We start from the raw sequence: 22,771 nt of genomic DNA, 5'->3' as shown, positions 1-22,771 counted from the left end.
ACTATTCAGGACCGTTCCCGGAGCGATTTTTATCGTCTTTATCTTCTTCTTCTTTGCTGTCGGCACTGTAACCGCTGTCGGAACCGCCACCGGAACCAATAGATGCAAAACCTTGTATCAGCGAGTTAAGCGGCTTTAGTAAAGCGGCCAGGTCAAAATCATCCTCTTTTTGTTTTCTGACGGCGCCGCCTTTATATTCTTCTTTAATCAAACGGGCAATGGTTTCAAACATTAAATCGGCACTGCTGGCAAAAGTTTCGATCACTTTACCGGTTATTTTGGCCCCATGTAGAATTTTGCGCAGAGTTTCTTCAAATTCCATCTGCTTTTCTTTCTTTTGCTGCTGCTTTAATATCTTATCAATTTGCTTGGTCATTTCTTCAATCTTGGCGGCTATTTTTACTTCTTCACTTTTCTCCGCTTCCAGCCTGGCCATGGTCTGCACCAGTTTATCCAGCCGATCATAAACAGCAGATGCGTGCCGCAAATTGTAATTTTTTTCCCTTTGATAACTGTCTATTCTGTTCATCAGTCTGTCTAAAGTTTCTTCCACTTTGGCCTGGTTCGATGCCATCGGTTTCACTCCTTTCTGCCGTGTCTGTGTTTGGTGCTAAAGGGCTACACAATTGTGTAGCCCTCGCCGGGTCGACTACCACATCACTTAGCAACCAAAGTATCCACCGAGGCAGCAGCAAATTAAAACTACCATTAAGAAGATCCATACTCCCAACAGGTGGAAGGGCAGTATGCCGCAGAAAGCCAGGCCTACACCGATAAAAGCACCCACTAAGAATAAGCAGCAGCATTTAACTAATGAATAGCTATCATACTTGCCTCCAAAGCCTAATTCTTTAGCGGCTTCAACAACATTAGCCATCCTAAATTCCTCCTTGTATCAACTTTAATGTACCGAACGAAAATCCCGGGATTCGTTCTAATCATACAATATGAGAGGGTTCCAAATTCTGTTACAACCAGCCATAACTTTTTATTTAGGAAAAATTATAAGAAAATAAATATCAACAACCCCAGCAGTATTAAAAAAATAAATGTTCCCAACCCGATCAAACCTAACCCCAGCAGTACCGCAGCCAGTATCAAAAGTGCCAGGCAAATGCACACGGTATAAACATTAAAAAAACCACAGGAACACTTTTGTTTTACATGTTCGATCATTGCCAGCCCTCCTTTCTAAAAAGCAGCTGTCAAAATTTCTTATAGCTAAAATACGTTGATGTACCATATTTTGTTACATTGCACATAAACTTTTTAACGCCCGGCCGGAACAGTTACAGCAGTAACAATATTCTTCCATGATACGTAAACTAAATAACCAAAGGCTTTTATGCTTAACGAAAGGAGGTAGAACATGAATTTTTACGATCAGAAAGACGACTCTATTTTAGAGCCCAATGCATATACCTTGTTTTTAATCTTAATCCTGCTTGTGCTCAGTACCAACAGAGAATTTGAAGAACGCCTCAGCTATGTCAGCAGTGTAATTAAGTCCGGGCATAACGCTGTGAAAATGATGCGGGCAGGAATGAATGAGTTTCATTCATCCATGAGGAACAATAATTATACACATAAAAAATAAATTTATCTAAAATTAAGAAAGGGCTCTTTTCAAAAGCCCTTTCTTTACTAACCCTTTAACCAAACATATTCATCATGCCGTCAAGATTCAGCCCGGTGGCCTGGGCCAATTTTTCTTTTACCGCTGCCCGTGATTTATTTTTAGCCTGGTTTAAGACTTCAGTTAACCTGTTTTCCAGCTGGCTAACCGTCAAATTATTAACCGCCACGGGATCTAAATTTACTGCAATCACATCCTGCTTACCATTCATAACCACTTTTACAGCACCGTCTGCCGAGGCAGCCTCAACAGTTAATCTATCTATTTCCTGCTGAATTTTTTGTATTTGGGACATTATCTGCCCCATATTACCCAAATTTTCAAACATCCGCTGTTCCTCCTTTTATCCTAACCGCGGGTCCCATTTTAATACCGGTTTTTGACCCGGTGGTTTTTTTTCTTCTTCTACCGGTTTACTGTTTGTATTGGCGTTAACATTATCCTCCTTGGGCGGCTGCGGTTGTTTTGGCTCATGGCATTTATCCTTGGGCGGTGCCTGCGGGCACTGTCTTGGTCCTTCTCTTCTATTCTCCGGCGGTGGAGGTGGCGGCAGCATTTGCGACAGCAGGTTAATCAAAGCAGCTTGGTTGGACATCTGCCCCCCCTGCCTGTTGAGCAAACCGAGCAGTTGAGCGGGGTGTAAATTGCCTGAAGCCGCCTGCTGAACCAGCTCCATTAAATCATCATTGGGTGATTGAGCCTTATCTTTAGGGGCAGGAAGACCCCGGGGGGCTATTTCTACTTCCAGACCCTCTCCACCGGTGGTGCGCTGCAGTACATCCACTATCCCCATCAGGTTGACTAAACTGAGCATCAGCAGCATATTGACATGGCTGACATTGTGCTCTGACTGGGCTTGCAGCAAGTTTATAACTGTTTGCTCCGGCCCACTTTTTTTCGAATTATCTTCCACTATACAACCTCCTTTTGGTTATTAATTTAATTTATTTCTTCACCTGGCAGGGAATGCGAATTTTTTGACCCCATAATGGCTTTTGCGCATCTATACCCGGATTTATTTTTACCAGCGCCTCAACGGTTGTACCGAAACGTTCTGCCAAAGCATCCAGCGTGTCCCCTTTCTTAAACACATATGTAAATGATATTGTTTCTCGTTGGACATTTGGGAACCGGTTTAAAAAATCAACGCCAAATACAACTTTATATCTATTTAAAACTAACGTTCGAACAATAACATGCAGCACGGCATTAATTATCAGCTGGTTATCCTTTAGCTCTGCCCCGGCAAATTCCACCACCGGGAAGGTTTCCACCCTGGCACTGCCGTTATCTTTGTTTACCACCGCCATCGATTTGAAAAACACTTTACGATATATATATTTTTTGCCTGCGGATTTGGTGTCTATAAATTCCACTATAAAATCAGCGCACCCGCGCATTAATACCTTATCCTTTACCATGTCAGCAGATAAAATTGTCACCGGGCCTACCCGAATATCATGCACATCATAACCGGTATATTCCTCTGCCGGGGTACTGATATCTCTAATTATCGCTTCACTGCTTTTCACGCTGGTTAAATTTTCAACCACCAGTTCACCGGCTGTCACTTCGGCTGTACAACAATCCACCGCGGTTACCACCTTTATTTGCCGGGGGCATAAAACATGCACCAAAAAATCTACCCGGGCCTGAACAGACAGGCAGCTCTGCCCCGGCAGCAGGTTAACTTCTGTATCATGGGCAGCCACATGTACTTCTGCCAGGTATTCTTCCCGGGCTTCCGGAACGGGCAGCAGCTTGCTGAAATTTATCAGGCGCTGTAAATGCTGCCGGTTATGCAGTGAATCTAAGTAAGTTATCTCCAACTGCAGCCAGCCGTTAATAGTAATTGAGCCCAGGGCCAGTTTATAATTTTGTACTAAAGGTACACAGCGATAACCAAGCAGTTCTTTAACGGGGGATTTTAGTGCGGGAATTGTAACTTCTTCGCTTTTTACCAGCTTACCCTTGGCGGAGGACAGCACCTGATTTAATGTAATTTCTTCTTTTTTGACTTTACATTGTACCGGTGCATCAATTACAAAACTTACCTCTTCCGCTTTATTAACTCTGGCCAGTGTATTTAACATTACATCGACGGTGATGATTCTTTTCTCTTTGTCGTGTTCCATCAGCTTAAGGTTTTTTACTTCTGGCTGCACCACCGCCGTCATACCTTTCTCGGCGCCGGGCACATCAATAAAGTCTTGGAAAAAAACACTGCCGTAAAATTGGTGATTTGTTCCTTCGGCCCGGGATAGGTAGTTTATCAGTAAGGTAATGGTACCTTCATATAAAACCTTTCCCTTTTCTATTTCCACGTTTTCAATGTTTAAAAAATGCTTTGTGGACAAAATCTTTTTTATTTCCGGCATGCTGCCCGGAATATTTAATTTGCCCCGGATAATGGTCTGTTCTTCATTTTCAGCAGCCACCCGGTTTATTTTCATGCTGCCGGTGCTGACTTTAAAAAACTGCCGTTCAGGATGTCCACGGCTTTTTTTCGCGGTTTTAGGCACAGACAAACCTCCCTTCCGGTAATTTTTATACTAATATATGAGAAAGTTTTTATAATGTGCGCAAAACAACCTTAAACACCGCAAAAACGGACAGGTTTATTTTTATCGGCAAACAACCGGCCGTACCTGCAGCAAATGTTAAAAATGGCAGTTTAAACTGTAACTTTTTTGTTACTATTTTTGATAAGGTTTGCACTATAATAAAACCTGTGATCATTATGGGCTGCAATTGATAATCAGCTTAAAAAGCAGCTTTTATGTTTTTTGTGTTTCAATACATAAAAAAAAGCTTGGCTTACGCCAAGCTTTAGCAAAATATAATTTAATATTTGCAGGTAGGCTTATTTTAGTAATTAACGTTTAACAAAATGCTGTACCCAGTAGTACCCGTCTGCGGTAAAGCCCACACCGATTTCAGTAAAGTTGGGGTTCAAAATGTTTTTTCTGTGGCCGGGGCTGTTCATCCAGCCTTCCATAACACTTTCCGGGGTGCGGTATCCCACAGCAATGTTTTCCCCGGCATAGGAGTAGTTAATACCAAACTGTTTCATCATATCAAAGGGCGAGCCATATGTGGGTGATGTGTGGCTGAAGTAATTGTTTTTAGCCATATCTTCAGCTTTTAACTGCGCTACTTTATTTAGATCTGCTTTAGCCACCAGGGGCTGTAAACCCTCCTTGGCTCGTTCCTTATTTACCAGCTCAACAATTTTCTTTTGGAACTCATTGATACTGGGAACGGCATTTTTCGGTTGACTGTCTTGAGGCTGCTGGACAGGTGTTTTGTTTTCATTTTTGTTCGCCGGCTGCTGGGGTACCTGCGGTTGATTGTTTTGGTCTTCATTATTTTTATCCTGGTTGGAAGTCTGCTGCGTATTTTGAGGCTGTTTCCCCACCGGCTGGCCTTTGGCAAATACTTCCACGCAAACTTTATTAAAAATGCTGCTGTCTACAATACCGATACCTACTAAATTGTACTTTTCACTTAACCCGGCAAAACTGCTGGACTTAGAAACCTGGTACTTAACCACATATTCAACACTGCCTGTGCGCAGCACACTGGCTTTTACCGCTTCGTAGCTGCCGCTTTTCATTAGATTATACAGGGGATCGTAACTACCGCGGTAACTGTCGGCCAGTTTCTGAGCCTGCTCACGGGCAACAGCGGTCAACGCCGGGTCAACCTGCAGTTCGGAAATACCTTTCTCCAAACGGGCTTTGTTAATCACTTCAACAACCTTTTGTTCTAAGTTGGTGTTCTGCGCCGCTTCCGCCGGCACCACAGGAACAACCAGGCTGAACAAAAATATGGTAACCAAAATGGACGCCAGTGCTTTTTTAATTTTACATAAAGTCAAGAAAATTCTCCCCCTTCTTTTTGGGCTTAAAACAGGTTGTCCAATAGTTACTATACCAACTAACCAGCACAAAAGCAATGGAAAGTCCCACCATCACCCTTTAATGGATACATTTATATATAAGTTTCAAAAATTTACTTTTCCGGTATAGAAATAGAACAAAAAAATAACAGGTAAATTAACAAATTCAACCTGTTAACAACCACCAACTCATTTTAACTTTAAAACTCTATCTGCAGCGCCTCCATAACCCTTTGAATGGGGTTAAACACCGTAATACTGTCCGATCCCGCGAACAGCAGGCCCACCGCCCGGTTATCCGGGGTTAATACCAGAGAACCACTGTCACCGCCCCGGGATTTTAAATCTGTGGTTACCTGATCATTAAACAGTACCACTTCATTATCATCCATTTCCACCTTTAAAGACGTACCTATAGTGGTTACCACCCCGGTGGTAACCCCGGTGGTGCGGCCGCTTTTTATCACCGGTATTCCCGGCCGCGCTTCTGCTATACCCTTCACTTCACCGATGCCCAGTATATTATTGTCAATCAAATCCGGGCGATCCGGCCTGGCCAGGGCACAGTCAACACTGTTGGCCTGGCGCAGTTTCTTAAATACTTTAATTTGGTAATTAGGTCTAATCACCCGCAGCAGGGCATTGCTGGCCATTGAAAATCCATTGGCAATGGGACAGGACACCTGCTGCTCTGATGCGATCCCCCGGTTTATGGGGATGAATCTGAACAAGCGGGCTATCCTGTCGCTTTCATTGCCGCCATCATAACTGCCGGGCTGCAAAATGGGATCACCAATGGCCGCACGCCCATCATAGCCATTTGTGCCGTTGGCTAAAATGTGATTATTGGACAGTATTAACTTTTCACCGCTGATGCGATCCCGCACCACCGCTCCCAAAGTTCCCGCACTAACCCGGTAGTGGCCAACACTGCAGCCCGGCACCGCCGGTCTGATGCGTTCTTTGCGCTCGGTACCACCAAACAGCATTTTGATGCGTCCCACTTCAATGACATCCGTATCTATTCCTTCAACCTTCCGCGGCACAATATGACCGCGTTTTAAATTTTCCGGGGGCAGCTTTTTTTCCACCAGCACCACCATCGAAAGCTGCTTAGTGCGCATGCTGCGCACTTCTTTATGCCCCACACCAACACCCACTACATTCCTTTGCTGGAGCAATTTATCCCGGACTTTAGATAAAGCCTTGAAATATCTATCCAACAGTAACCCCTCCCAGGAAAATCCTTAAACCATGTTATGCAAACTTCCTGAAAGGGGTGTCTGGCTTAATAATACTTAATAATATGATTTGGGAATTCCCAAGCGGTGCTTACCCCGTGTTTCAACACCGGGAGTTTATTCCGCAAAACAGTAATTAATAGTCACCCGGGGGCATTCTTTGCCCCCTTCCCTTATGGTGTCCACCACTATGGAATCTACCAAAACAGAAATAAGTTCCCTTTTCGCTGCTGCATCAGCAGTCAAAATTTTCTCCTGCAGCAGTGCCGCCATATTCAACAGGTTAAGATTTTGTTTCTGCAAAGCAGATTTTGTGTCCCGCTGCAGGCGAAGTTTTCTCTGCCGGTGCTGCAGCAGCTGCATTTCCCGGTTAATATCTGACAGCTGCCGCTCAACCTCATCTTCGCCAATTACACCTTTGCGAAATAATGCCAATATTCTTAAACGCTCTTCTTTTTTAGCCCGCAGCGCCCCTTCAATCAAATCAAATTCACAACTTTGGGATGCGCATCCTGTTTCTGCAGCCAGTTTTTGCTGCAGTTCGATTAAAAGATTCCTTCTAGTGTTGAGAAATTTTAAAATATCTTCCCACACAATTTTTTCTAATATATCCGCCCGTACATATTTAGATGAACACTTTTTAACCAGCTTGCCGCGAAAAGAGGATGTACCGGTGCAGCGATAGTAATGATACCTGCCTTTACTGCGGCTGCCATCACCACAGTAGTTCCGCCCGCAGGTGCCGCAGCGGATCAGCCCGCGCAGCAAATAGTTATGTTTGGCATTACGCCGGGCATTAAATTGATTTTGTTTTAGCTTCCGCCGGGCCTTTTCCCACTGCTGTCTAGTTATAATAGCCGGGCAGTAAAGTTTCTGCTGCTCCTCCGGGGATTTATTTTTACCGTACACAAATTCACCGGTATAGGTAAAGTTGGTTAAAATACCCCATATTTTACTGCCGTACCATACATTGGCAGCGTTCTTTTTATTTCTGGTCACGGCCGGGCTGGCATAACCGGCCGCAGTGAGATAATCTGCCACCGATACAGTATCCATGTTTTCCTCGGTGTACAAGCGAAAGATCAACCGAACAACTTCCGCTTCACCGCTGTTAATAACCAGCCTTTTATTCACCACCTGATAGCCATACGGAGGCGGCCCCCCCGGCCACCTCCCCTCTTTTATGGCCCTGGTTTTACCTAAACGCATTCTTTCTGCTATGGTCGATCTTTCTATTTCCGCTATACCGCCCAAAGTAGTCATGAAAAATTTCCCACTGGGAGTAGAAGTGTCGAAATTCTCGGTCATACTTTTTAAGCCAATACCCAGTTTGCTCAGCTTATCGTGGGTGTTTAAAATATCCAGCGTTGTCCTGGCCAGGCGATCCAGCCGGTATACATATACCGCTTGAAAGCATTTTCGCTCTGCGTCAGAAAGCATCCGCCGCCCAGCCGGCCGCTCAGGCAGTGGTTTTGATCCGCTTACCCCCTCATCCAGGTAGAACTTATATATTTCCATTTGGTGCAGCTGACAATACTTCTTAGCAAATTCCACCTGGTTTTCAATGGTTTTAGATTCGGCCTGGTCTTCTGTAGAAACTCTACAGTAAACGGCAACTTTCAAATATAGCCAACCTCCCGGTGATTTTAGACAAATTCTCCCGCATAAAGTAACTTTAAAGCGAGGTGAAAAAATGCAGGTAATAAAGAACTTTAACGGGAATAATCTTAACAGGGACCGGTTGTTGGAAGTTTTATATAAAATACTAACTGCCAGCAGCAGTTCTCAGAACAATAATTCCCGCCCCGGTGCCGGCACTGCCGGTGCAGTGCTAAAAAACCGTCCGAAAGCCGATTAAAATTAACTTCCCATGGCACCCCTCCCTTCATAAGATTTTTTATCATCCGGGCCCGCTCTCACCATCATACTTATACTGTCCCGGTTATGAACTGTCTCCAATTCCCCGGCACGGCCGCTTTTGCTGACTCCTTTTATTAACTCATTCTTCTGCCCTACATTATTTTGCCTTTGTTGATTAACTAATCTCTTCTTTGTTCCGTATACCAAATACTTCACTCTCTTTCTTTTATTATTCACCGCCGGGCAGTTACCCCTTTCCACCGGCTGGTGAAATTCTTTTCCGCTATCCCCCTGAACTGCGCGCACTTTTCCGCCCACCAGGTTGACAATTTTTTGATACCAGTTGACAGATATATTTTTAATGGCTGCCACCATAATCAAACACCCCTTTTTCAGGCAGCATCAATCAGATAAAAGCTGTTAACCGCTGCCTTTTATTTAAAAAAATTTATTTCCTAGATTTTTTTCTCCTCAATATTCAGTTTTTAAAAATGTACCGGTGTATTATCCAGTGTCTCCAGTGCACCCGGAAGAAGGAATTTTATTTCCCCAGCATTATTTCTCGGTGATAGAGACACCTTAACTGCTTAATATAATTTATGTGATAAGCATCTTGAAAATCACCATTCACTAACCCCTGCTTAAACCATACTTATACTGGCCATATCTATTATTACTTGGGTGCAAAGAATGATTTCCAAAGCTTTTGAAATGCGGTGGCGATGACATTTTAATACTACCAAATAATTCCAAGCGCGATAATTATTAATTATTCATAACTATTTAAAATTACCACCCATGCACCACCATATTCTATGTTATTCACACCGTAGGTGCTATTTATAAAATATTAAAAAAGAAAGGAAAAGAGATTATTTTCACAAAACATTTTATATTTTTGCTAGTACAACTTCAGCCCGAAGGGTTGTTCCCGGCCGCTTAATTCCTTATAATGGTGTCAATAATTAATTAAACAGCAAAACACCTTATACATATGCTTCTTTTATATTTGAAAGGAGGTTTTTTTTACATGAAGAATGTGAAAACAGGCACAAGCCGTGGTACCTTTGAAGTTTATTTCGATCAGTTCGGTCAAATGATTTTCATGGAAGAATCAAAGCCACAGCAAACGGTAGTTATATCTAAAGAACAAAACAGCGCAGACAAACACGCTGCATAAGTGGGGTAATTTAAAGTAAGGATCATTGCTGATGAAGGGTGCCGAGGGGTGGATTATTAAAATTCGGAATGTACTTTCAGCCTTTCAAAGCCGCCAATGCCGTCAAATCCGGTTATGGTACCGTCAATTACATCCTTTAAAGGAACCGGATCATAAATAGAGGTAAAAGCAATTTTTTCCACCACAAATACCGGGTCGAAGGCATGTATTAACACTCTTTTAGGCGAACTGGCAAAGTTGGCCCCGGATTCCAAAATGGCTTCATAGTAAGACTGGCAGGCACCAGCGAAAATAATCAAGTCATCCATATTTTTTTCATAGTGGCGGGCCGCCCTTACGGCATCTATAAAGTTTTGCGAGTTATGATAATTTCTGACATCTTTATAATCTTTTTTCCCCTTGACAAAACCATCATGACCTGTTAGTACCAAAATATCCGGCCGGTGTTCCTCCAAGTACTGCGCTACCACCCGGGGTTGCCTTTCTTCCGCCACGTGGTACCCATGGGCAGGCACACCCATCTGCCTGTAAGTGGTAAGGCAAAGATTTAAGTAATCTTCATCGCCGTCAAGATGCAGTACGGTGCCCGGTTTATCAAATGATTCTATTTTTTTTTTCTGCTCCCGGTATTCTCTTTTTAATGCCCGGGAAAAACTTTTTTCCCGTTCTTCCATCCTGCGGCTGAATACCCTATTTATTTGGTCGTTGGCTTTTTTCATCATTTTTTTCCAGTAATTGGCCACATCCATGGCCTCAATGGGTTCTAAATCTTCAACCGGGGCACTGGCATACAATCTCATATCTATCCCCTTTACCAAGGCATGCTTTTTTTTATTTTTATCAATAAAAACATCAATAACCTTAAAAAAAATATCTTTGTCATAGGATTTACGGGCCACTATGTCCCCTTTTTTTATTTCCGCCATAAAGCCCACCCCTCAAGAAAATTTTAGCATTTTTGTTATTCTATGTAACTATAACCGTATGGTGCACCAAAAAAAATTTGTTTTGCCCGGTAAACAACCTTTAGCTTTTGTTATGCTTTCCGGCATAAAAAAAGACGCAGCTGCCTGCGTCTCAATTATTTACTATGTTTATCAGCCACACTTGATGCCCCGTAAGCATCCGGTTTTATTTTGGCCTGAAAACCGCTGCCGGTAACCATACCCACCACTTCTTTAATTAAATCCTTGGTATCTCCCTGTTTACCCACATCAATATGTATTTCTACCTGTTCATCCATATGCCCAATTTGGGAAAAATAGCGAGTTATCAGTCCGCCAACCTCTAAACTCAAAGAGGTTTCATAAAAAATCTTCTGCCTTAAACTTTTAACCTTTGGTTCGGTGCGCTTGCGATAATAGTATTTAGCCCCTTTACCCATTCGATGTACAATCACAGCGGTAATATAGCAGGTTTGGTTCTTTACCTGGGAGTCCGAACCAATGATTATTTTGTAACTGGAGTGAGGCAGGCCGGTAATGTAGTTTATAATATCCTGCATCATTTCTTCAAAAGAGAGTTTTCCTTTGGTTGGGCTGATAAAATACATAGCATTACTCCTGTTTTAAGCGGTTATTGTATTATACAGCTCGTTGGCAATGGACGCAAATTCTTTCATAGATAAAGTTTCTCCCCTGCGCTTAGGGTCAATTTCCAGCCCTTTTAAAAGATCTGTCCATTGTTTTTTGTTTAAATCAATTCCCGATCCAGCCAGGGCATTTAACAGGGTCTTGCGTCTCTTCCCAAAAGCAGCACGTACAACTTGAAAAAGCAGGTTTTCATCTTTTACCTGCACCGGGGGAGTCCTTCTGGTTCTAAGTTTTACTACCACCGAATCTACCTCCGGCCGGGGATAAAAAACAGTCTTGGGCACTTTAAAGGCTATCTCTGCATCGGTATAATACTGCACCGCCACCGTTAGGGCCCCGTAATCTTTACTGCCGGGAGATGCCGCCATGCGCATGCCAACCTCTTTTTGCACCATTATCACCAGTGTATTTAAGTTAAATTTATTGGTCAGCATATGCATAATTAAAGGGGTGGTAATATAGTAAGGCAGGTTGGCCACCAGTTTGTAACTGTCGGCACCGGCGCCAAAACGGCCGCTGCTTTTATTGTATACCAGCCGGTCGAAGTTTGTTTCCATGGCATCGGCAAATACCACATCCACGTTATCATAAGGCGCCAGCGTTTCCTCTAAAATGGGCTGCAGTTTTTTATCAATTTCCACCGCCAGCACCCTTTGCGCTTTTTGGGCCAACGTACTGGTGAGAACGCCAATGCCCGGTCCGATTTCCACCACCATGTCATTATCACTGACACCAGCTGTTTGTACTATTTTTTCTATGATATTTCCATCTATTAAAAAGTTTTGACCCAGGGTTTTTTTGGTCCGAAAATGATATCTGCTTAAAATTTCTTTTACTTTGGCCGGTGATGATAATTCTCCCACAACAAACCTCTCTTTCCAAATTTATGCTTTGTTTATTTATTATACCCTTATTATAACGCATAGTATCATGAAAACAATTTGGGAACATGAAAAAAACCCTGTCATAATAGACAAGGTAAAATGCACCTTTATTCAGCCCCTACTTCAGGGCTCTTGTTTTTCCTTCACTACCTCACCCTTGTCCAACGCAGCGGCAGGGATAAATTTATAAATTTGGTTTTGAACCAAATTTGCCGGGTAAGGCCAGCTGGTCCCACCATATTTCCAAGTAATATATAACAGCGAAGTCATCAATATAAGCAGCACTGCTAAAATACCCGCCAGCGGTTTCAATAACCTTTTATAAAGTCTCGGTTTCGGTTTTAACGTGGTTCCACTTTTTGGCGGCCAATCTATCGTTGCCCAACCCATTTACCGTACCCCCTCTAAACTATACTAGGTACTTCTAGGTAGAGGGAAAATTTCCTGCCAAAAAATTCCTACAAATAAACACCCCGGCCGCCAATAAGCGCAAAAAAGCACATAAATACCCTTTAATATGTTAAAACATGTACTTTTACCATTTTTCTACCCCATTTTATCGCTTCTTCCCTGGTGGGAAAAAATACATCAATACGGCTGCCCTTGATGGCCCCGCCGGTGTCCAGGGCAATGCATTCACCATAACCTTCAACATATAGTTTTGTCCCCAGCGGTATCACCCGGGGATCCACCGCTACCACCCCGCGGAAAGGGGTAATACCTGTGGCCGTGTTGTTTCCGGTAAAGGTATATGCCGTTGCTTCGGCATTAAATGCAAATTCTGTCCTTTTGTTTTTCAGCCTGTCACCATAAACGGCCCGCGAAACACTAACTGAACGGTTAACTGTGGAAAAAATAGTCCTCTTGCCCGCTACAATTACTTTCGGCTGCGGTTTATTTATAATCTTTGTCTTAACCAGCTTCCGGCCTACCTCAACCCCATCATGCAGCGTAACTAAGTGTACAAGCTGCTTTAAGCCGTTTGCACCGTTCTGCTTAACTATTTCTATTCCTTTGGGCAGGCGGTAATCAGGCTTCCTGATAATCTTAAAGGGCACCACCTGTTCTTCATAGATATATTTCTGGGTTACCCTTGTTATTTTAATATTTTGATGCTCTTTAACCGGTGATGCTAAAGATGGCGTTACTATGTCCCTTTCTCCAACATAAATGCCGGATTGTAAAATAACCTCCTGCACGGATTCCTTAAATGTATATAGGGAATAACTTTTTCCATCAACATGTATTGTAACCTGTCTTCCCTGAACACTAAGGGCAGTAATTACCGCTAAGGAAATTACCACCACTGCAAACAGCGCCTGCCAAGCTCTATCCTTCCAAAAGGCTTGTTTCCCTTTATAAATATAAATAATAAAAACCCCTCCTGCATTTTCCATACCAATTTTAGGAATAATATATGCAGCATGGAGGGGATAATGATAATTTATTATTACCATATAATGGAAGTTTATTAATATTCAATTCCCCGTTGGGCCGGTATTCCTTTGCTGTAATGATGCTTTACGTTATCCATCCTGGTTACCATGTCCGCCTTTTCTAGTATTTCTTCCGGGGCACTGCGGCCGGTCAGTATCAGGTGCATTTCCGGCGGTTTGGTGTCAATAATATCCAAAACTTCTTCCTTATCGATTAACCCGTAAGACATGGCGTAGTTTATTTCGTCCAGCACCACCATTTGATAGCGCCCGGAGGTAATGGCCAGCCGCGCTATTTTTAAACCTTCTCGGGCCATCTTTTTTTGTTTTTCCATTTCTTCAGCATCATTGAAATTAATAAAGCCATCCCCTACCCGGCGCAGTTCAAAACCACTACCCAGTTTTTTGATGGCATTTTGTTCCCCGGTGGGCCAGCTGCCTTTTATAAACTGCATCATCAGCACTTTCATACCCTGGCCCCAGGCTCTCACCGCCGTCCCTAAAGCGGCTGTGGTTTTACCCTTGCCTTCACCGGTAAATACCAGCACTAAGCCGGTGGATTTTTTATCCAATATTTCCACCATCCCACCCTGAAAAATGTTATCCTGCTGTGCTGTTATTATATCCCGAACAGTTTTTCGGCGTTCCGGCAGACGCTCTGGCTCAGCTCTTCCAAAGTTATCCCCTTCAAAGCAGCCAGCTGTTCGGCCACATACTTTACATACGCCGGTTCATTTCTTTTACCCCGGTGGGGAACAGGGGTTAAATAGGGGCAATCCGTTTCCACTAACAGCCTTTCTAAAGGCACCCGGGCGGCCACTTCCCTTACCTTTTGGGCATTTTTAAATGTCACCGGGCCGGCAAAGGAAATGTAAAAACCCATGTTCAAACATTCTTTGGCCACTTCCCAGCTTCCGGAATAACAGTGCATCACCCCGGTAATTGGTTCCAAACCTTCCACTCTCATAATATCCAAAAAATCCCCGTAGGCATCCCGGAGGTGAATCACCACGGGTAAATTCAATTCCTTGGCCAGGTTAAGCTGTTCAATAAAAACTTTTTTCTGTACCTCCCGGGGCGACAGATCGTAGTAATAATCCAACCCTATTTCTCCTATGGACAGAACTTTGTCCTGCCGGGACATTTCTTTTAACTGCTCCAGGTAATCCCCCGGCACGTCTTTGGCATCATGGGGATGCACCCCCACCGCAGCATATATAAACCGGTACTTTTCCGCCAGCTGTACCGATCTGCGGGAAGATTCCAGGTCATGACCGATGTTGATTATTTTACTTAACCCATTCTGCCGGGCCCGTTCAATAACCTGCTCCCGGTCCTCATCAAAGCGCTCATCATCAATATGGGCATGACTGTCAATCAGATTCATATTCACACTCCTACAGTTTTGATAAATCTATGCGCGGGAACAGCACTTCTCCCCTTTGTACCACAGTACCTGCGGGTATTTGTCCCCAGCGTAAACTTTCCCAGCTGTGCAGTTCTGGTTTGTCTTCTATACCCATCTGCGGCCATACTTTTTCCGGTATGTTGGGCATGAACGGGGTAAGCATTACCGTGGCAAAGCGCATTACTTCAATAACGTTATATAACACGGTATTTAAACGCTCGGCCTGGGCTTCATCTTTGGCCAGCGACCAGGGAGCGGTTTCTTCCAGGTATTTGTTGGCCCGGGCCACCAGTTTGCCTATCGCTTCCGCCGCCGCTGATATCTGCAGCTTGTTCATGTAATCTTCCACCACTTTGGGTGTTTCCAAAGCCAGGTTAATTAATTCTTCATCCAGTTCTCCCTGGGGCTGCGGCTTCTGCAGCACTCCCTGCTGGTACTTTACAAGCATGCTTGCCGTACGGGAAAGCAGGTTTCCGTAATCGTTGGCCAAATCGTTATTGATGCGTTTGGCTAAAGCTTCTTCTGAATAGTAACCGTCAGAACCGAAGGGTAATTCCCGCAGCAGGTAATAACGAACGGCATCGGCGCCGTATTTATCAATCAATACCAGGGGGTCAACCACATTTCCCTTGGATTTGGACATTTTTCCGCCTTCCAGCAGCAGCCACCCGTGTCCCACTACTTTTTTAGGCAGCGGCAGGTTCAGGGCCATTAACATGATGGGCCAAATGATGGTGTGAAAGCGCATGATGTCTTTACCCACCAGGTGAACATTGGCCGGCCAGTACTTTTGATACAGCTGATCATTATCACTGCCGTAACCCAGTGCCGAAATATAGTTGGTCAGCGCATCTACCCAAACATACACCACGTGTTTGGGGTCAAAGGGAACTCTAATTCCCCAATCGAAGGTAGTGCGGGACACGCAGAGGTCTTCCAATCCCTGCTTCACGAAACTGACCATTTCATTGCGTCGGGTGTCAGGCTGGATAAAGTCGGGATTTTCTTCAATGAACTTTAACCACCGATCAGCATATTTTGACATCCGGAAGAAATAACTTTCTTCTTCCAGCAGCTCAACCTCCCGCCCGCAGTCAGGGCATTTTCCTTCCTCTAACTGGTACTCGGTAAAAAATGTTTCACAGGGTGTACAGTACCATCCTTTGTAAGATGATTTGTAAATATCCCCCTGTTCATATAACTGCTGAAAAAACGTTTTCACCACTTTTTTATGGCGCTCTTCTGTGGTGCGAATAAAGTCATTATAATCTACATTAAGCTCAGCCCACAGGTGTTTAAAGCCGGCCACAATTTTATCTACATATTCCTGCGGCGTTTTGCCCTTTTCTTTGGCCGTACGCTCAATTTTCTGACCGTGTTCATCGGAACCGGTAAGAAAGTAAACATCATAGCCGGTAAGTTTTTTAAAACGTGCAATGGCATCCGCCGCTACAGTGGTATAGGCATGGCCGATGTGCAGCTTGTCACTGGGATAGTAAATGGGGGTAGTAATGTAAAAGGTCCCCTTGCTCATGTCAATTCCTCCTCATATTAAAGATGTTGTATTCTGGACTTAATTAAATAAAAAAAACCCCGCTCCCGGCAAAGGGACGGAGTTATTCCGCGGTACCACCCTAATTTGCCCCGTCTCACGACGGCAGCCTCGGCGGGTGAATTACTCACCCCGGTTGATAACGGCAACCAACCGGCAAGGCCTACTGCCCTAAAAGAGGTTCGACCCGCAGCTCCGGAGCCATCTTCAACTGCCGTTTACTGGCGGGTTTCCACCATCCCCGCTCTCTGTGCAGTTCCCGGCAATTTACTCCGCTCCTTCAAAGCCTTTTGCCTCACTTACCAATTCTAGCCCAGCCACTACCCGTTGTCAAGTTTTCCCTAAATAATTGGTAGGATGTAAAATAATTGGTATTTTTTATAAAATTAATTATTGACTTTTAATGGAATCATTGGTACTCTTTACTTGTAGCTTATTAGTATATGCTGTCGAATGTCGTATTGCTTTAAAGGGGAGGGAAAAACTTATGAAATCCACAGGCATTGTACGCAAGGTGGACGAGCTGGGCCGGGTAGTTATACCCATTGAACTGCGCCGCACCTTGGGCATAGAAGAAAAAGATGCCCTGGAAATTTACGTGGACGACGAAAAAATTATTCTCAAAAAGTATGAGCCCGCCTGTGTATTTTGCGGTAACGCAGCAGATGTAAAGATGTTCAAAGGTAAACAGGTCTGCAAAGAGTGCGCCATGGCAATGGCTGAAAGTACCAACGCCGTATAATATCAGCATTATCTCTGCCGAAATAATTTAAAAGAGAGACCTTTGTCTCTCTTTAATTATTTCCCATATTTACCGCCGAGTATACCTCCCTCTTTGGTAATCCACGCAGCCGGGCCACTTTTTTTATGGCTTGTTTCTTATCCATCCCAGCGGCCATCAACTGCATAACGTGGTCAGCAACGGGCAGATCCTCCCACTGATTTTCCTTTTCTTCTGCTGCAGAACCGGAAACAACCAGCGTAAATTCCCCTTTAACGGTATTCTCTTTAAAATACTCTATCGCCCCGGAAATATTACCCCGGTAAACCTCTTCATGTTTTTTGGTTATCTCCCTGGCCACCGCCACCGGCCTGTCCCCCATTATTTTATACATATCCTCCAGTGTGTCTATTAAACGATGGGGCGATTCATAAAATACCATGGTTCGTTCTTCACCGGCCAGTTTCTCCAACCGGCGCCGGCGACCCTTCTTATTGGCCGGTAAAAAACCCTCAAAAGCAAACCGGGCACAGGGCAGCCCGGAAATCACTAAAGCTGTTATGCCGGCAGTGGCCCCGGGAACAGGCACCACCGCTACACCCTGCTCCAGTGCCATCTGCACTATTTCTAAACCGGGATCAGAAATACCGGGCATCCCGGCATCCGTTACCAGCGCAACACTCTGCCCCTGCTTCAACTTTTCCAGCAGTTTTTCGCCCTTTTTCTGCTCATTATGGGCATGATAGCTGGTTAAAGGAGTATGAATATCGTAATGGGCCAGCAGTTTTCTGGTATGCCTGGTATCTTCGGCGGCAATTAAATCACATTCTTTCAGTACCCTGAGCACCCGTATAGTTATATCTTCCAAGTTACCGATTGGTGTGGCACATAAATAAAGTGTACCGTCCTTTACAGCTGACACTATTTTTCGCTCACCTCATCGTCCCCCTGGCGCCTCAGTAATCCCAAACAAAAAAGACATTCTCCCTCTCTAACCTGGGCAAACTTAACATTGCAGATATGAAAACCCTCGTTATAAAGGCGCAGCAGTGTTGATTCGTGGCCATCGCTTTTTTCTATCTCCTCACCACCGTTCCGTTCACAGTTACAGTATTCACTGTAAACATCCGCCAGCTGCCGCCGCAGCTTTTGGTTTTCCTGCTCCAATGAACGGGCTAACTTTTTTATTTCTTCTAACTCAAACAATAACTCTTTAACCATATATTCCAATCTAGCTATTCTTCCGGGAAGAGGGCCCACTGTTTTCACCCTTTATATTTTTTATTTCTATTTCATTTTTGGGTAGCTCTATCACATGCTTATTTTCTCTCAATTCAACCGAAACAGTATTTTTAAAAATATTATAACCGGTTACTTTTCCTTCCCCGCTGGGCGTTATAACATTGGTACCGGTATTAGGAAAGCGCTCTTTGGCTTCTTCGTACACATCGTTTTCATATTTCAGGCAGCACATTAACCGGCCGCATATACCGGAAATTTTAGTCGGGTTAAGGGACAGGTTTTGATCTTTGGCCATTCGAATGGAAACAGGATTAAATTCCGCCAGCCAGGACTTGCAGCACAATTCCCTGCCGCAGCAGCCCAACCCACCCAACATTTTAGCCTCATCCCGCACCCCAATTTGCCTTAATTCAATCCTGGTACGAAAAACAGCAGCCAGGTCCTTAACCAGCTCTCTGAAATCCACCCTTCCATCAGCGGTAAAGTAAAAAATAATTTTATTGCCATCAAAGGTCTGCTCTACATCAATTAACTTCATTGGCAGACCGTGGGCGGCTATTTTTTCCAAACCGATTTGATAGGCCCTTTTTTCCTTTTCATTGTTTTTTTTCAGCTGCAATTCATCTTCTTCCGTGGCCTTACGAATCACCTTTTTAAGGGGAGCCACCACTTCATCTTCTGCCACTTCCTTAGGCCCCACAACAACCATCCCGTATTCTACCCCCCGGGTGGTTTCTACAATGGCACAGTCGCCAATCTCCAGTTCCATGTCCCCCGGATCAAAATAATATATCTTACCCGCCGTTTTAAAGCGGATACCAACAACCTTAATCGGCATACGCCTTCCCTCCTTATAAGCCGGTGTTCTTTGACCAAGCCACCTGTTTTTCATTTACCCTGATAAAGTTATCCTGCTGATCCCGGCAGGACAAAAACAGCGCGTCTAACACCAGGCGGGTATTGCCCCTGGCTTCCAGCCTGGCGCGAGCCCTTTCTATCTCTTCCATCATGTCCACTAACCGGCGTGAATTATACTCCCGGGCCCACTTATCCAATTCTTCCACCATATCACTGTTTATAACCAGGGTCTTGTCCCCGGTCAGCTTCCAAATCAACAAATCCCTCAACCATAATTGTATCAACTCAATCCACTGAACAGCCATCCCCCTGTCAGCGGATAAATCCGCCGATTCCCGCAGTAACTCCACTATATTACCGGAAGCAATTCTTTCAAAAATCTTCAACACCCTTTTCCTGCGGCTTTGAATATCTCCCCTGTGCAGCGCCAACGCCCGGCCTAAACTGCCCCCGGCCATGGAGGCTATCATTTGTCCTTGTTTGCCGCTTACACCGGCCAGAAAGGTTAATCCTTCCACTATTTGATTAACGGACATTGGTTTAAACCAGAACTGTTGGCAGCGGGATAGTATGGTGGGCAGAAGAGCATAAGGACGGGAAGATATGAGAATAAACACCGCATTACCCGGCGGTTCTTCCAGCGTTTTCAACAGCGAATTGGCCGCCTCTGCAGTCATAACATCACACTTCTTTATTATATATACCTGCCGGCCGCCCTGATAGGAACGGTAATACACATTTTTCTGCAGCTGATGTATTTGCTCAAGCTTTATCACCGCCCCGGCAGGAGTTATTTGGTGCAGATCGGGGTGATTGCCCCCGTCAACCTGCCGGCAGTGGCGGCAGGTGCCGCAGCTGTCACCGTCAGCAGGATTTTCACACAGCAGCGCCCGGGCAAAGGCCGCACCAGTGGTGGTTTTTCCCACCCCCTCCGGGCCGATAAACAGGTAAGCATGGGCCACCTTGCTGTCTTTTACCGCTTTCAAAAGTGTACGTATATTTTGGCTGTGGCCGATTATATCTTTAAGTTGCTGCATTTAGTATCTCCTCCACCGCTGACCTAACCCGGTGCTGTAACTCTTCCACCGGTAACGAAGCGTTTAAAACCAAATGATTTTTCGGCTGCCGCCTGGATATCTCCAAATATCCCTGCCGTACCAGGCGGTGAAATTGTTCCGGCTCACGTTCTAATCTATCACCGCCGCTGCGGCGTTTAACCCTGCTTAAACCTTCCTTTTCCGTTAGATCAAAAATCAGCACCAAATGGGGCTGCAGTCCACCGGTGGCCAGGTTATTTATCTGCTGCAGAAAATCCAGCGATAACCCCCTGCCATACCCCTGGTAAGCCAGGGTGGAATCCACAAAACGGTCACACAGCACCACTGCACCCTGTTCCAGTGCTGGTTTGATTAAAGTTTCCACATGCTGGGCCCGGGCAGCAGCATATAAAAGTGCTTCGGTACGGTAATGGAGATCCTTGTGTTCCGGATTGAGCAAAATAGCGCGTACTTCCTCGCTCACCGGCGTCCCCCCCGGTTCCCTGGTAGATATAACCCGGTGTCCTTTCTGCTGTAAATACTCTTTCAGCAGGGCTATTTGCGTTGTTTTTCCCGAACCATCTATTCCTTCAAAAACAATGAACTTTCCTGTCATAACCAGTCTCCGCCATGTTAAATTTATATATTCAATACTCTAATAGTATTTAAAGTTACGTCCCCGGAACACTGCACGTGCAGTTTTCTTTTCCGCACTTCCAAAAGATAATCTATCATTTCCTCACTGACTATTTCCCCCGGGCACAGGGCCGGTACTCCCGGTGGGTACACCGCCACACTGTCAGCACTGATTTTCCCTGCCGCCTCTTCCAGGGAAATTACCTTCACCTTTGATAACCAGGCCTGCCGTGGTGTAACGGCTTGTACCACCCGGGGCGGCTGTGGTGCACTGAACACAGCGCTGCTGTTACCTTTATTTTCCGTTACCAGTTTAAACAGCGCTTGATACAGCGCCCGGCCATCCTGCTCGCCGGCATTAAGCCCCAGCAGCACCACAATATTATAGTAATCAGCCATTTCAACCTGTACACCATAATTATCAGACAGTATCTCCGCAGCCTGAAAGCCGGTCAAACCGGTTTCCTGCACGTTTATTACTAACCGGGTTTCATCTATCAAGAGTATATCACAGTCATTCAAATGATGCGGGCTTAAAACCTTTACACCGGGTAATGCAGATATTTTTTGTCGTAATTTTCGCGCCACCCTAAGGGATTTATCAATTAAAACGCTGCCCTCGGCGGCCAGTTGGCGCCTGGCGGCATCCAGCGAAGCCATTAGTATATATGACGGGCTGGTGCTCTGCACCATGCGCAGGCATTCTTCCAAGCGCATTTTATCTACCCGGTGAGAATTCAAATGCAGCATCGATGCTTGGGTCAGCGCTCCACCCACCTTATGGGTACTTTGAACCACTGCATCGGCACCACCGGAAAGGGCATCGGCAGGGAGTTCACTGTGAAAGCGAAAATGAGCGCCGTGGGCTTCATCAACCAGCAGTGGTATACCATAGCGATGAGTAATTTCAGCCATGGGAGCAATTTTTTCCGCTATGCCGTAGTAGCTGGGATGTACCATTAATACAGCGGCAGCAGGATATTTTTCCAGGCAGCGGTTTAACTTTTCCGGCGCCAGAATGGAAGGAATACCAAATTCATCTAACAGCGGCGGATACAGGTATACCGGCCGGGCACCGCTTAATATTAACCCGGTGAGCACCGACCGGTGCACGTTTCTGGGCATAACCAGTACATCACCGGGACCACAGGTGGCCAGTATCAATGCTACCAGGCCGGCAGAAGTACCGTTTATTATAAAATAACATTCCCGGGATTGATATAAGTCTGCAGCCAATCTTTGAGCCCGGGCAATGGCCTGCCGGGGGTTGTGTAAATCGTCCAAACCGGGCACTTCGGTCAAATCCCATTGAAAAAATTTTTCCTGCTGCAGCATTTCCCGGGGCAGCGCTTTTCCCTGCCTGTGCGCCGGCACGTGAAAGCCCACTTTATTTTTTGAACAATATTCTTTTAATGCCTCAATCAGCGGTGTTTCCAACTGGTTCAATTTAATCAACCTTTATAAAAATTAAATCATATATAGTAACATTTAATTTTATCACAGATTATAAATATCTTCCAAGTAATTTTGGGTTTTTACCAGCAGTTATACCTCATGATGAATTATTAAAAGTGAAAAAATAAATTC

28 protein-coding genes and 1 other annotated feature are annotated in these 22,771 nt (G+C 44.7%); of the genes, 4 read left to right on the top strand and 24 right to left on the bottom strand.

Annotated elements, in window-relative coordinates; all coding sequences use genetic code 11:
* Position 1: 1 nt before the first annotated feature.
* The 3 genes from JOC37_RS07815 to JOC37_RS07805 all read right to left on the bottom strand — a co-directional run bounded on the left by JOC37_RS07815 (position 2) and on the right by JOC37_RS07805 (position 1,176).
* Complete coding sequence (locus JOC37_RS07815; RefSeq protein ID WP_204617738.1) at positions 2–574, bottom strand: hypothetical protein; 573 nt, start codon at positions 572–574, stop codon at positions 2–4.
* 87 nt (positions 575–661) lie between these two features.
* Entirely contained in the window at positions 662–877 is a 216-nt protein-coding gene (locus JOC37_RS07810) for a hypothetical protein (protein WP_204617736.1), read from the bottom strand.
* 125 nt (positions 878–1,002) lie between these two features.
* Positions 1,003–1,176: a hypothetical protein gene (locus JOC37_RS07805; RefSeq protein ID WP_204617734.1), complete on the bottom strand. Its 174-nt coding sequence runs from the start codon at positions 1,174–1,176 to the stop codon at positions 1,003–1,005.
* A 193-nt stretch (positions 1,177–1,369) separates the two neighbouring features.
* Here JOC37_RS07805 and JOC37_RS07800 point away from each other — a divergent pair, with 193 nt between their 5' ends.
* Positions 1,370–1,597, top strand: coding sequence for a hypothetical protein (locus tag JOC37_RS07800; protein WP_204617733.1), 228 nt, complete (start codon positions 1,370–1,372; stop codon positions 1,595–1,597).
* 55 nt (positions 1,598–1,652) lie between these two features.
* On the opposite strand, the gene JOC37_RS07795 is transcribed toward JOC37_RS07800, so the two are convergent.
* The 6 genes from JOC37_RS07795 to JOC37_RS07770 form a co-directional block, all read right to left on the bottom strand.
* Positions 1,653–1,964 carry a YbaB/EbfC family nucleoid-associated protein gene (locus JOC37_RS07795; protein WP_204617731.1) on the bottom strand — a complete coding sequence of 104 codons (312 nt, stop codon included), beginning with the start codon at positions 1,962–1,964 and terminating at the stop codon, positions 1,653–1,655.
* 15 nt (positions 1,965–1,979) lie between these two features.
* Positions 1,980–2,549 carry a hypothetical protein gene (locus tag JOC37_RS07790; protein WP_204617729.1) on the bottom strand — a complete coding sequence of 190 codons (570 nt, stop codon included), beginning with the start codon at positions 2,547–2,549 and terminating at the stop codon, positions 1,980–1,982.
* Between the two features lie 31 nt (positions 2,550–2,580).
* Positions 2,581–4,158, bottom strand: coding sequence for an SPOCS domain-containing protein (locus JOC37_RS07785; RefSeq protein WP_204617727.1), 1,578 nt, complete (start codon positions 4,156–4,158; stop codon positions 2,581–2,583).
* Positions 4,159–4,511: 353 nt separating this feature from the next.
* Positions 4,512–5,516, bottom strand: a complete 1,005-nt coding sequence (locus JOC37_RS07780; protein ID WP_204617726.1) for a CAP domain-containing protein — start codon at positions 5,514–5,516, stop codon at positions 4,512–4,514.
* Positions 5,517–5,737: 221 nt separating this feature from the next.
* Positions 5,738–6,760, bottom strand: coding sequence for a hypothetical protein (locus JOC37_RS07775; RefSeq protein WP_204617724.1), 1,023 nt, complete (start codon positions 6,758–6,760; stop codon positions 5,738–5,740).
* A gap of 135 nt (positions 6,761–6,895) precedes the next feature.
* Positions 6,896–8,401, bottom strand: coding sequence for a recombinase family protein (locus JOC37_RS07770; RefSeq protein WP_204617722.1), 1,506 nt, complete (start codon positions 8,399–8,401; stop codon positions 6,896–6,898).
* A gap of 70 nt (positions 8,402–8,471) precedes the next feature.
* Between JOC37_RS07770 and JOC37_RS07765 the strand changes: the two genes are divergently transcribed.
* A complete protein-coding gene (locus JOC37_RS07765; RefSeq protein ID WP_204617720.1) occupies positions 8,472–8,636 on the top strand; it encodes a hypothetical protein in 165 nt (54 codons plus the stop codon).
* 2 nt (positions 8,637–8,638) lie between these two features.
* On the opposite strand, the gene JOC37_RS07760 is transcribed toward JOC37_RS07765, so the two are convergent.
* A complete protein-coding gene (locus tag JOC37_RS07760) occupies positions 8,639–9,013 on the bottom strand; it encodes a hypothetical protein (protein ID WP_204617718.1) in 375 nt (124 codons plus the stop codon).
* 655 nt (positions 9,014–9,668) lie between these two features.
* Between JOC37_RS07760 and JOC37_RS07755 the strand changes: the two genes are divergently transcribed.
* Complete coding sequence (locus tag JOC37_RS07755) at positions 9,669–9,818, top strand: hypothetical protein (RefSeq protein ID WP_204617717.1); 150 nt, start codon at positions 9,669–9,671, stop codon at positions 9,816–9,818.
* A 56-nt stretch (positions 9,819–9,874) separates the two neighbouring features.
* Here the strand turns inward: JOC37_RS07755 and yabG are convergent, their stop codons facing one another.
* From yabG to metG, 8 genes are all read right to left on the bottom strand, one after another.
* A complete protein-coding gene (yabG, locus tag JOC37_RS07750) occupies positions 9,875–10,744 on the bottom strand; it encodes a sporulation peptidase YabG (RefSeq protein ID WP_204617715.1) in 870 nt (289 codons plus the stop codon).
* A 155-nt stretch (positions 10,745–10,899) separates the two neighbouring features.
* Entirely contained in the window at positions 10,900–11,370 is a 471-nt protein-coding gene (locus JOC37_RS07745; RefSeq protein ID WP_204617713.1) for a ribonuclease H-like YkuK family protein, read from the bottom strand.
* Between the two features lie 15 nt (positions 11,371–11,385).
* On the bottom strand, positions 11,386–12,273 hold the full coding sequence (rsmA, locus tag JOC37_RS07740) for a 16S rRNA (adenine(1518)-N(6)/adenine(1519)-N(6))-dimethyltransferase RsmA (RefSeq protein ID WP_204617711.1): 888 nt from the start codon (positions 12,271–12,273) through the stop codon (positions 11,386–11,388).
* Between the two features lie 144 nt (positions 12,274–12,417).
* The gene (locus JOC37_RS07735) at positions 12,418–12,684 is read right to left on the bottom strand and encodes a hypothetical protein (protein ID WP_204617709.1); all 267 of its coding nucleotides are present in this window, start codon (positions 12,682–12,684) and stop codon (positions 12,418–12,420) included.
* A gap of 122 nt (positions 12,685–12,806) precedes the next feature.
* Positions 12,807–13,691, bottom strand: a complete 885-nt coding sequence (locus tag JOC37_RS07730; protein WP_204617707.1) for a 3D domain-containing protein — start codon at positions 13,689–13,691, stop codon at positions 12,807–12,809.
* A 74-nt stretch (positions 13,692–13,765) separates the two neighbouring features.
* Entirely contained in the window at positions 13,766–14,314 is a 549-nt protein-coding gene (gene cobO / locus JOC37_RS07725; protein ID WP_204617705.1) for a cob(I)yrinic acid a,c-diamide adenosyltransferase, read from the bottom strand.
* A 35-nt stretch (positions 14,315–14,349) separates the two neighbouring features.
* The gene (locus JOC37_RS07720; RefSeq protein WP_204617704.1) at positions 14,350–15,117 is read right to left on the bottom strand and encodes a TatD family hydrolase; all 768 of its coding nucleotides are present in this window, start codon (positions 15,115–15,117) and stop codon (positions 14,350–14,352) included.
* A gap of 10 nt (positions 15,118–15,127) precedes the next feature.
* Positions 15,128–16,672 (bottom strand): methionine--tRNA ligase, encoded by a 1,545-nt coding sequence (gene metG, locus JOC37_RS07715; RefSeq protein WP_204617702.1) that lies wholly within the window; start codon positions 16,670–16,672, stop codon positions 15,128–15,130.
* A gap of 69 nt (positions 16,673–16,741) precedes the next feature.
* Positions 16,742–16,983, bottom strand: a binding site (T-box leader).
* Between the two features lie 194 nt (positions 16,984–17,177).
* Here metG and JOC37_RS07710 point away from each other — a divergent pair.
* Positions 17,178–17,432 (top strand): AbrB/MazE/SpoVT family DNA-binding domain-containing protein, encoded by a 255-nt coding sequence (locus JOC37_RS07710; protein WP_204617700.1) that lies wholly within the window; start codon positions 17,178–17,180, stop codon positions 17,430–17,432.
* Positions 17,433–17,484: 52 nt separating this feature from the next.
* Here JOC37_RS07710 and rsmI read toward each other — a convergent pair whose 3' ends face one another.
* From rsmI to JOC37_RS07680, 6 genes are read right to left on the bottom strand one after another with little or no spacing between them, the layout of a single operon-like run.
* On the bottom strand, positions 17,485–18,333 hold the full coding sequence (gene rsmI / locus JOC37_RS07705; RefSeq protein WP_204617698.1) for a 16S rRNA (cytidine(1402)-2'-O)-methyltransferase: 849 nt from the start codon (positions 18,331–18,333) through the stop codon (positions 17,485–17,487).
* Positions 18,333–18,671, bottom strand: coding sequence for an initiation control protein YabA (locus JOC37_RS07700; protein WP_204617696.1), 339 nt, complete (start codon positions 18,669–18,671; stop codon positions 18,333–18,335). Before JOC37_RS07700 ends, rsmI begins: the two co-directional genes overlap by 1 nt.
* The gene (locus tag JOC37_RS07695) at positions 18,643–19,491 is read right to left on the bottom strand and encodes a PSP1 domain-containing protein (RefSeq protein ID WP_204617694.1); all 849 of its coding nucleotides are present in this window, start codon (positions 19,489–19,491) and stop codon (positions 18,643–18,645) included. The genes JOC37_RS07700 and JOC37_RS07695 overlap by 29 nt, the downstream gene beginning before the upstream one ends.
* 13 nt (positions 19,492–19,504) lie before the next feature.
* Positions 19,505–20,548 carry a DNA polymerase III subunit delta' gene (gene holB, locus JOC37_RS07690; protein WP_204617692.1) on the bottom strand — a complete coding sequence of 348 codons (1,044 nt, stop codon included), beginning with the start codon at positions 20,546–20,548 and terminating at the stop codon, positions 19,505–19,507.
* Positions 20,535–21,164, bottom strand: coding sequence for a dTMP kinase (tmk, locus tag JOC37_RS07685; protein WP_204617690.1), 630 nt, complete (start codon positions 21,162–21,164; stop codon positions 20,535–20,537). The genes holB and tmk overlap by 14 nt, the downstream gene beginning before the upstream one ends.
* Positions 21,165–21,187: 23 nt before the next feature.
* On the bottom strand, positions 21,188–22,630 hold the full coding sequence (locus JOC37_RS07680) for an aminotransferase class I/II-fold pyridoxal phosphate-dependent enzyme (protein WP_204617688.1): 1,443 nt from the start codon (positions 22,628–22,630) through the stop codon (positions 21,188–21,190).
* Positions 22,631–22,771: the final 141 nt, after the last annotated feature.

It is taken from the genome of Desulforadius tongensis, assembly GCF_016907915.1.
Taxonomy (GTDB): domain Bacteria; phylum Bacillota; class Desulfotomaculia; order Desulfotomaculales; family Desulfohalotomaculaceae; genus Desulforadius; species Desulforadius tongensis.
Note: the sequence above shows the minus strand (reverse complement) of the source record. Positions and strands in the feature narration are given on the sequence as shown.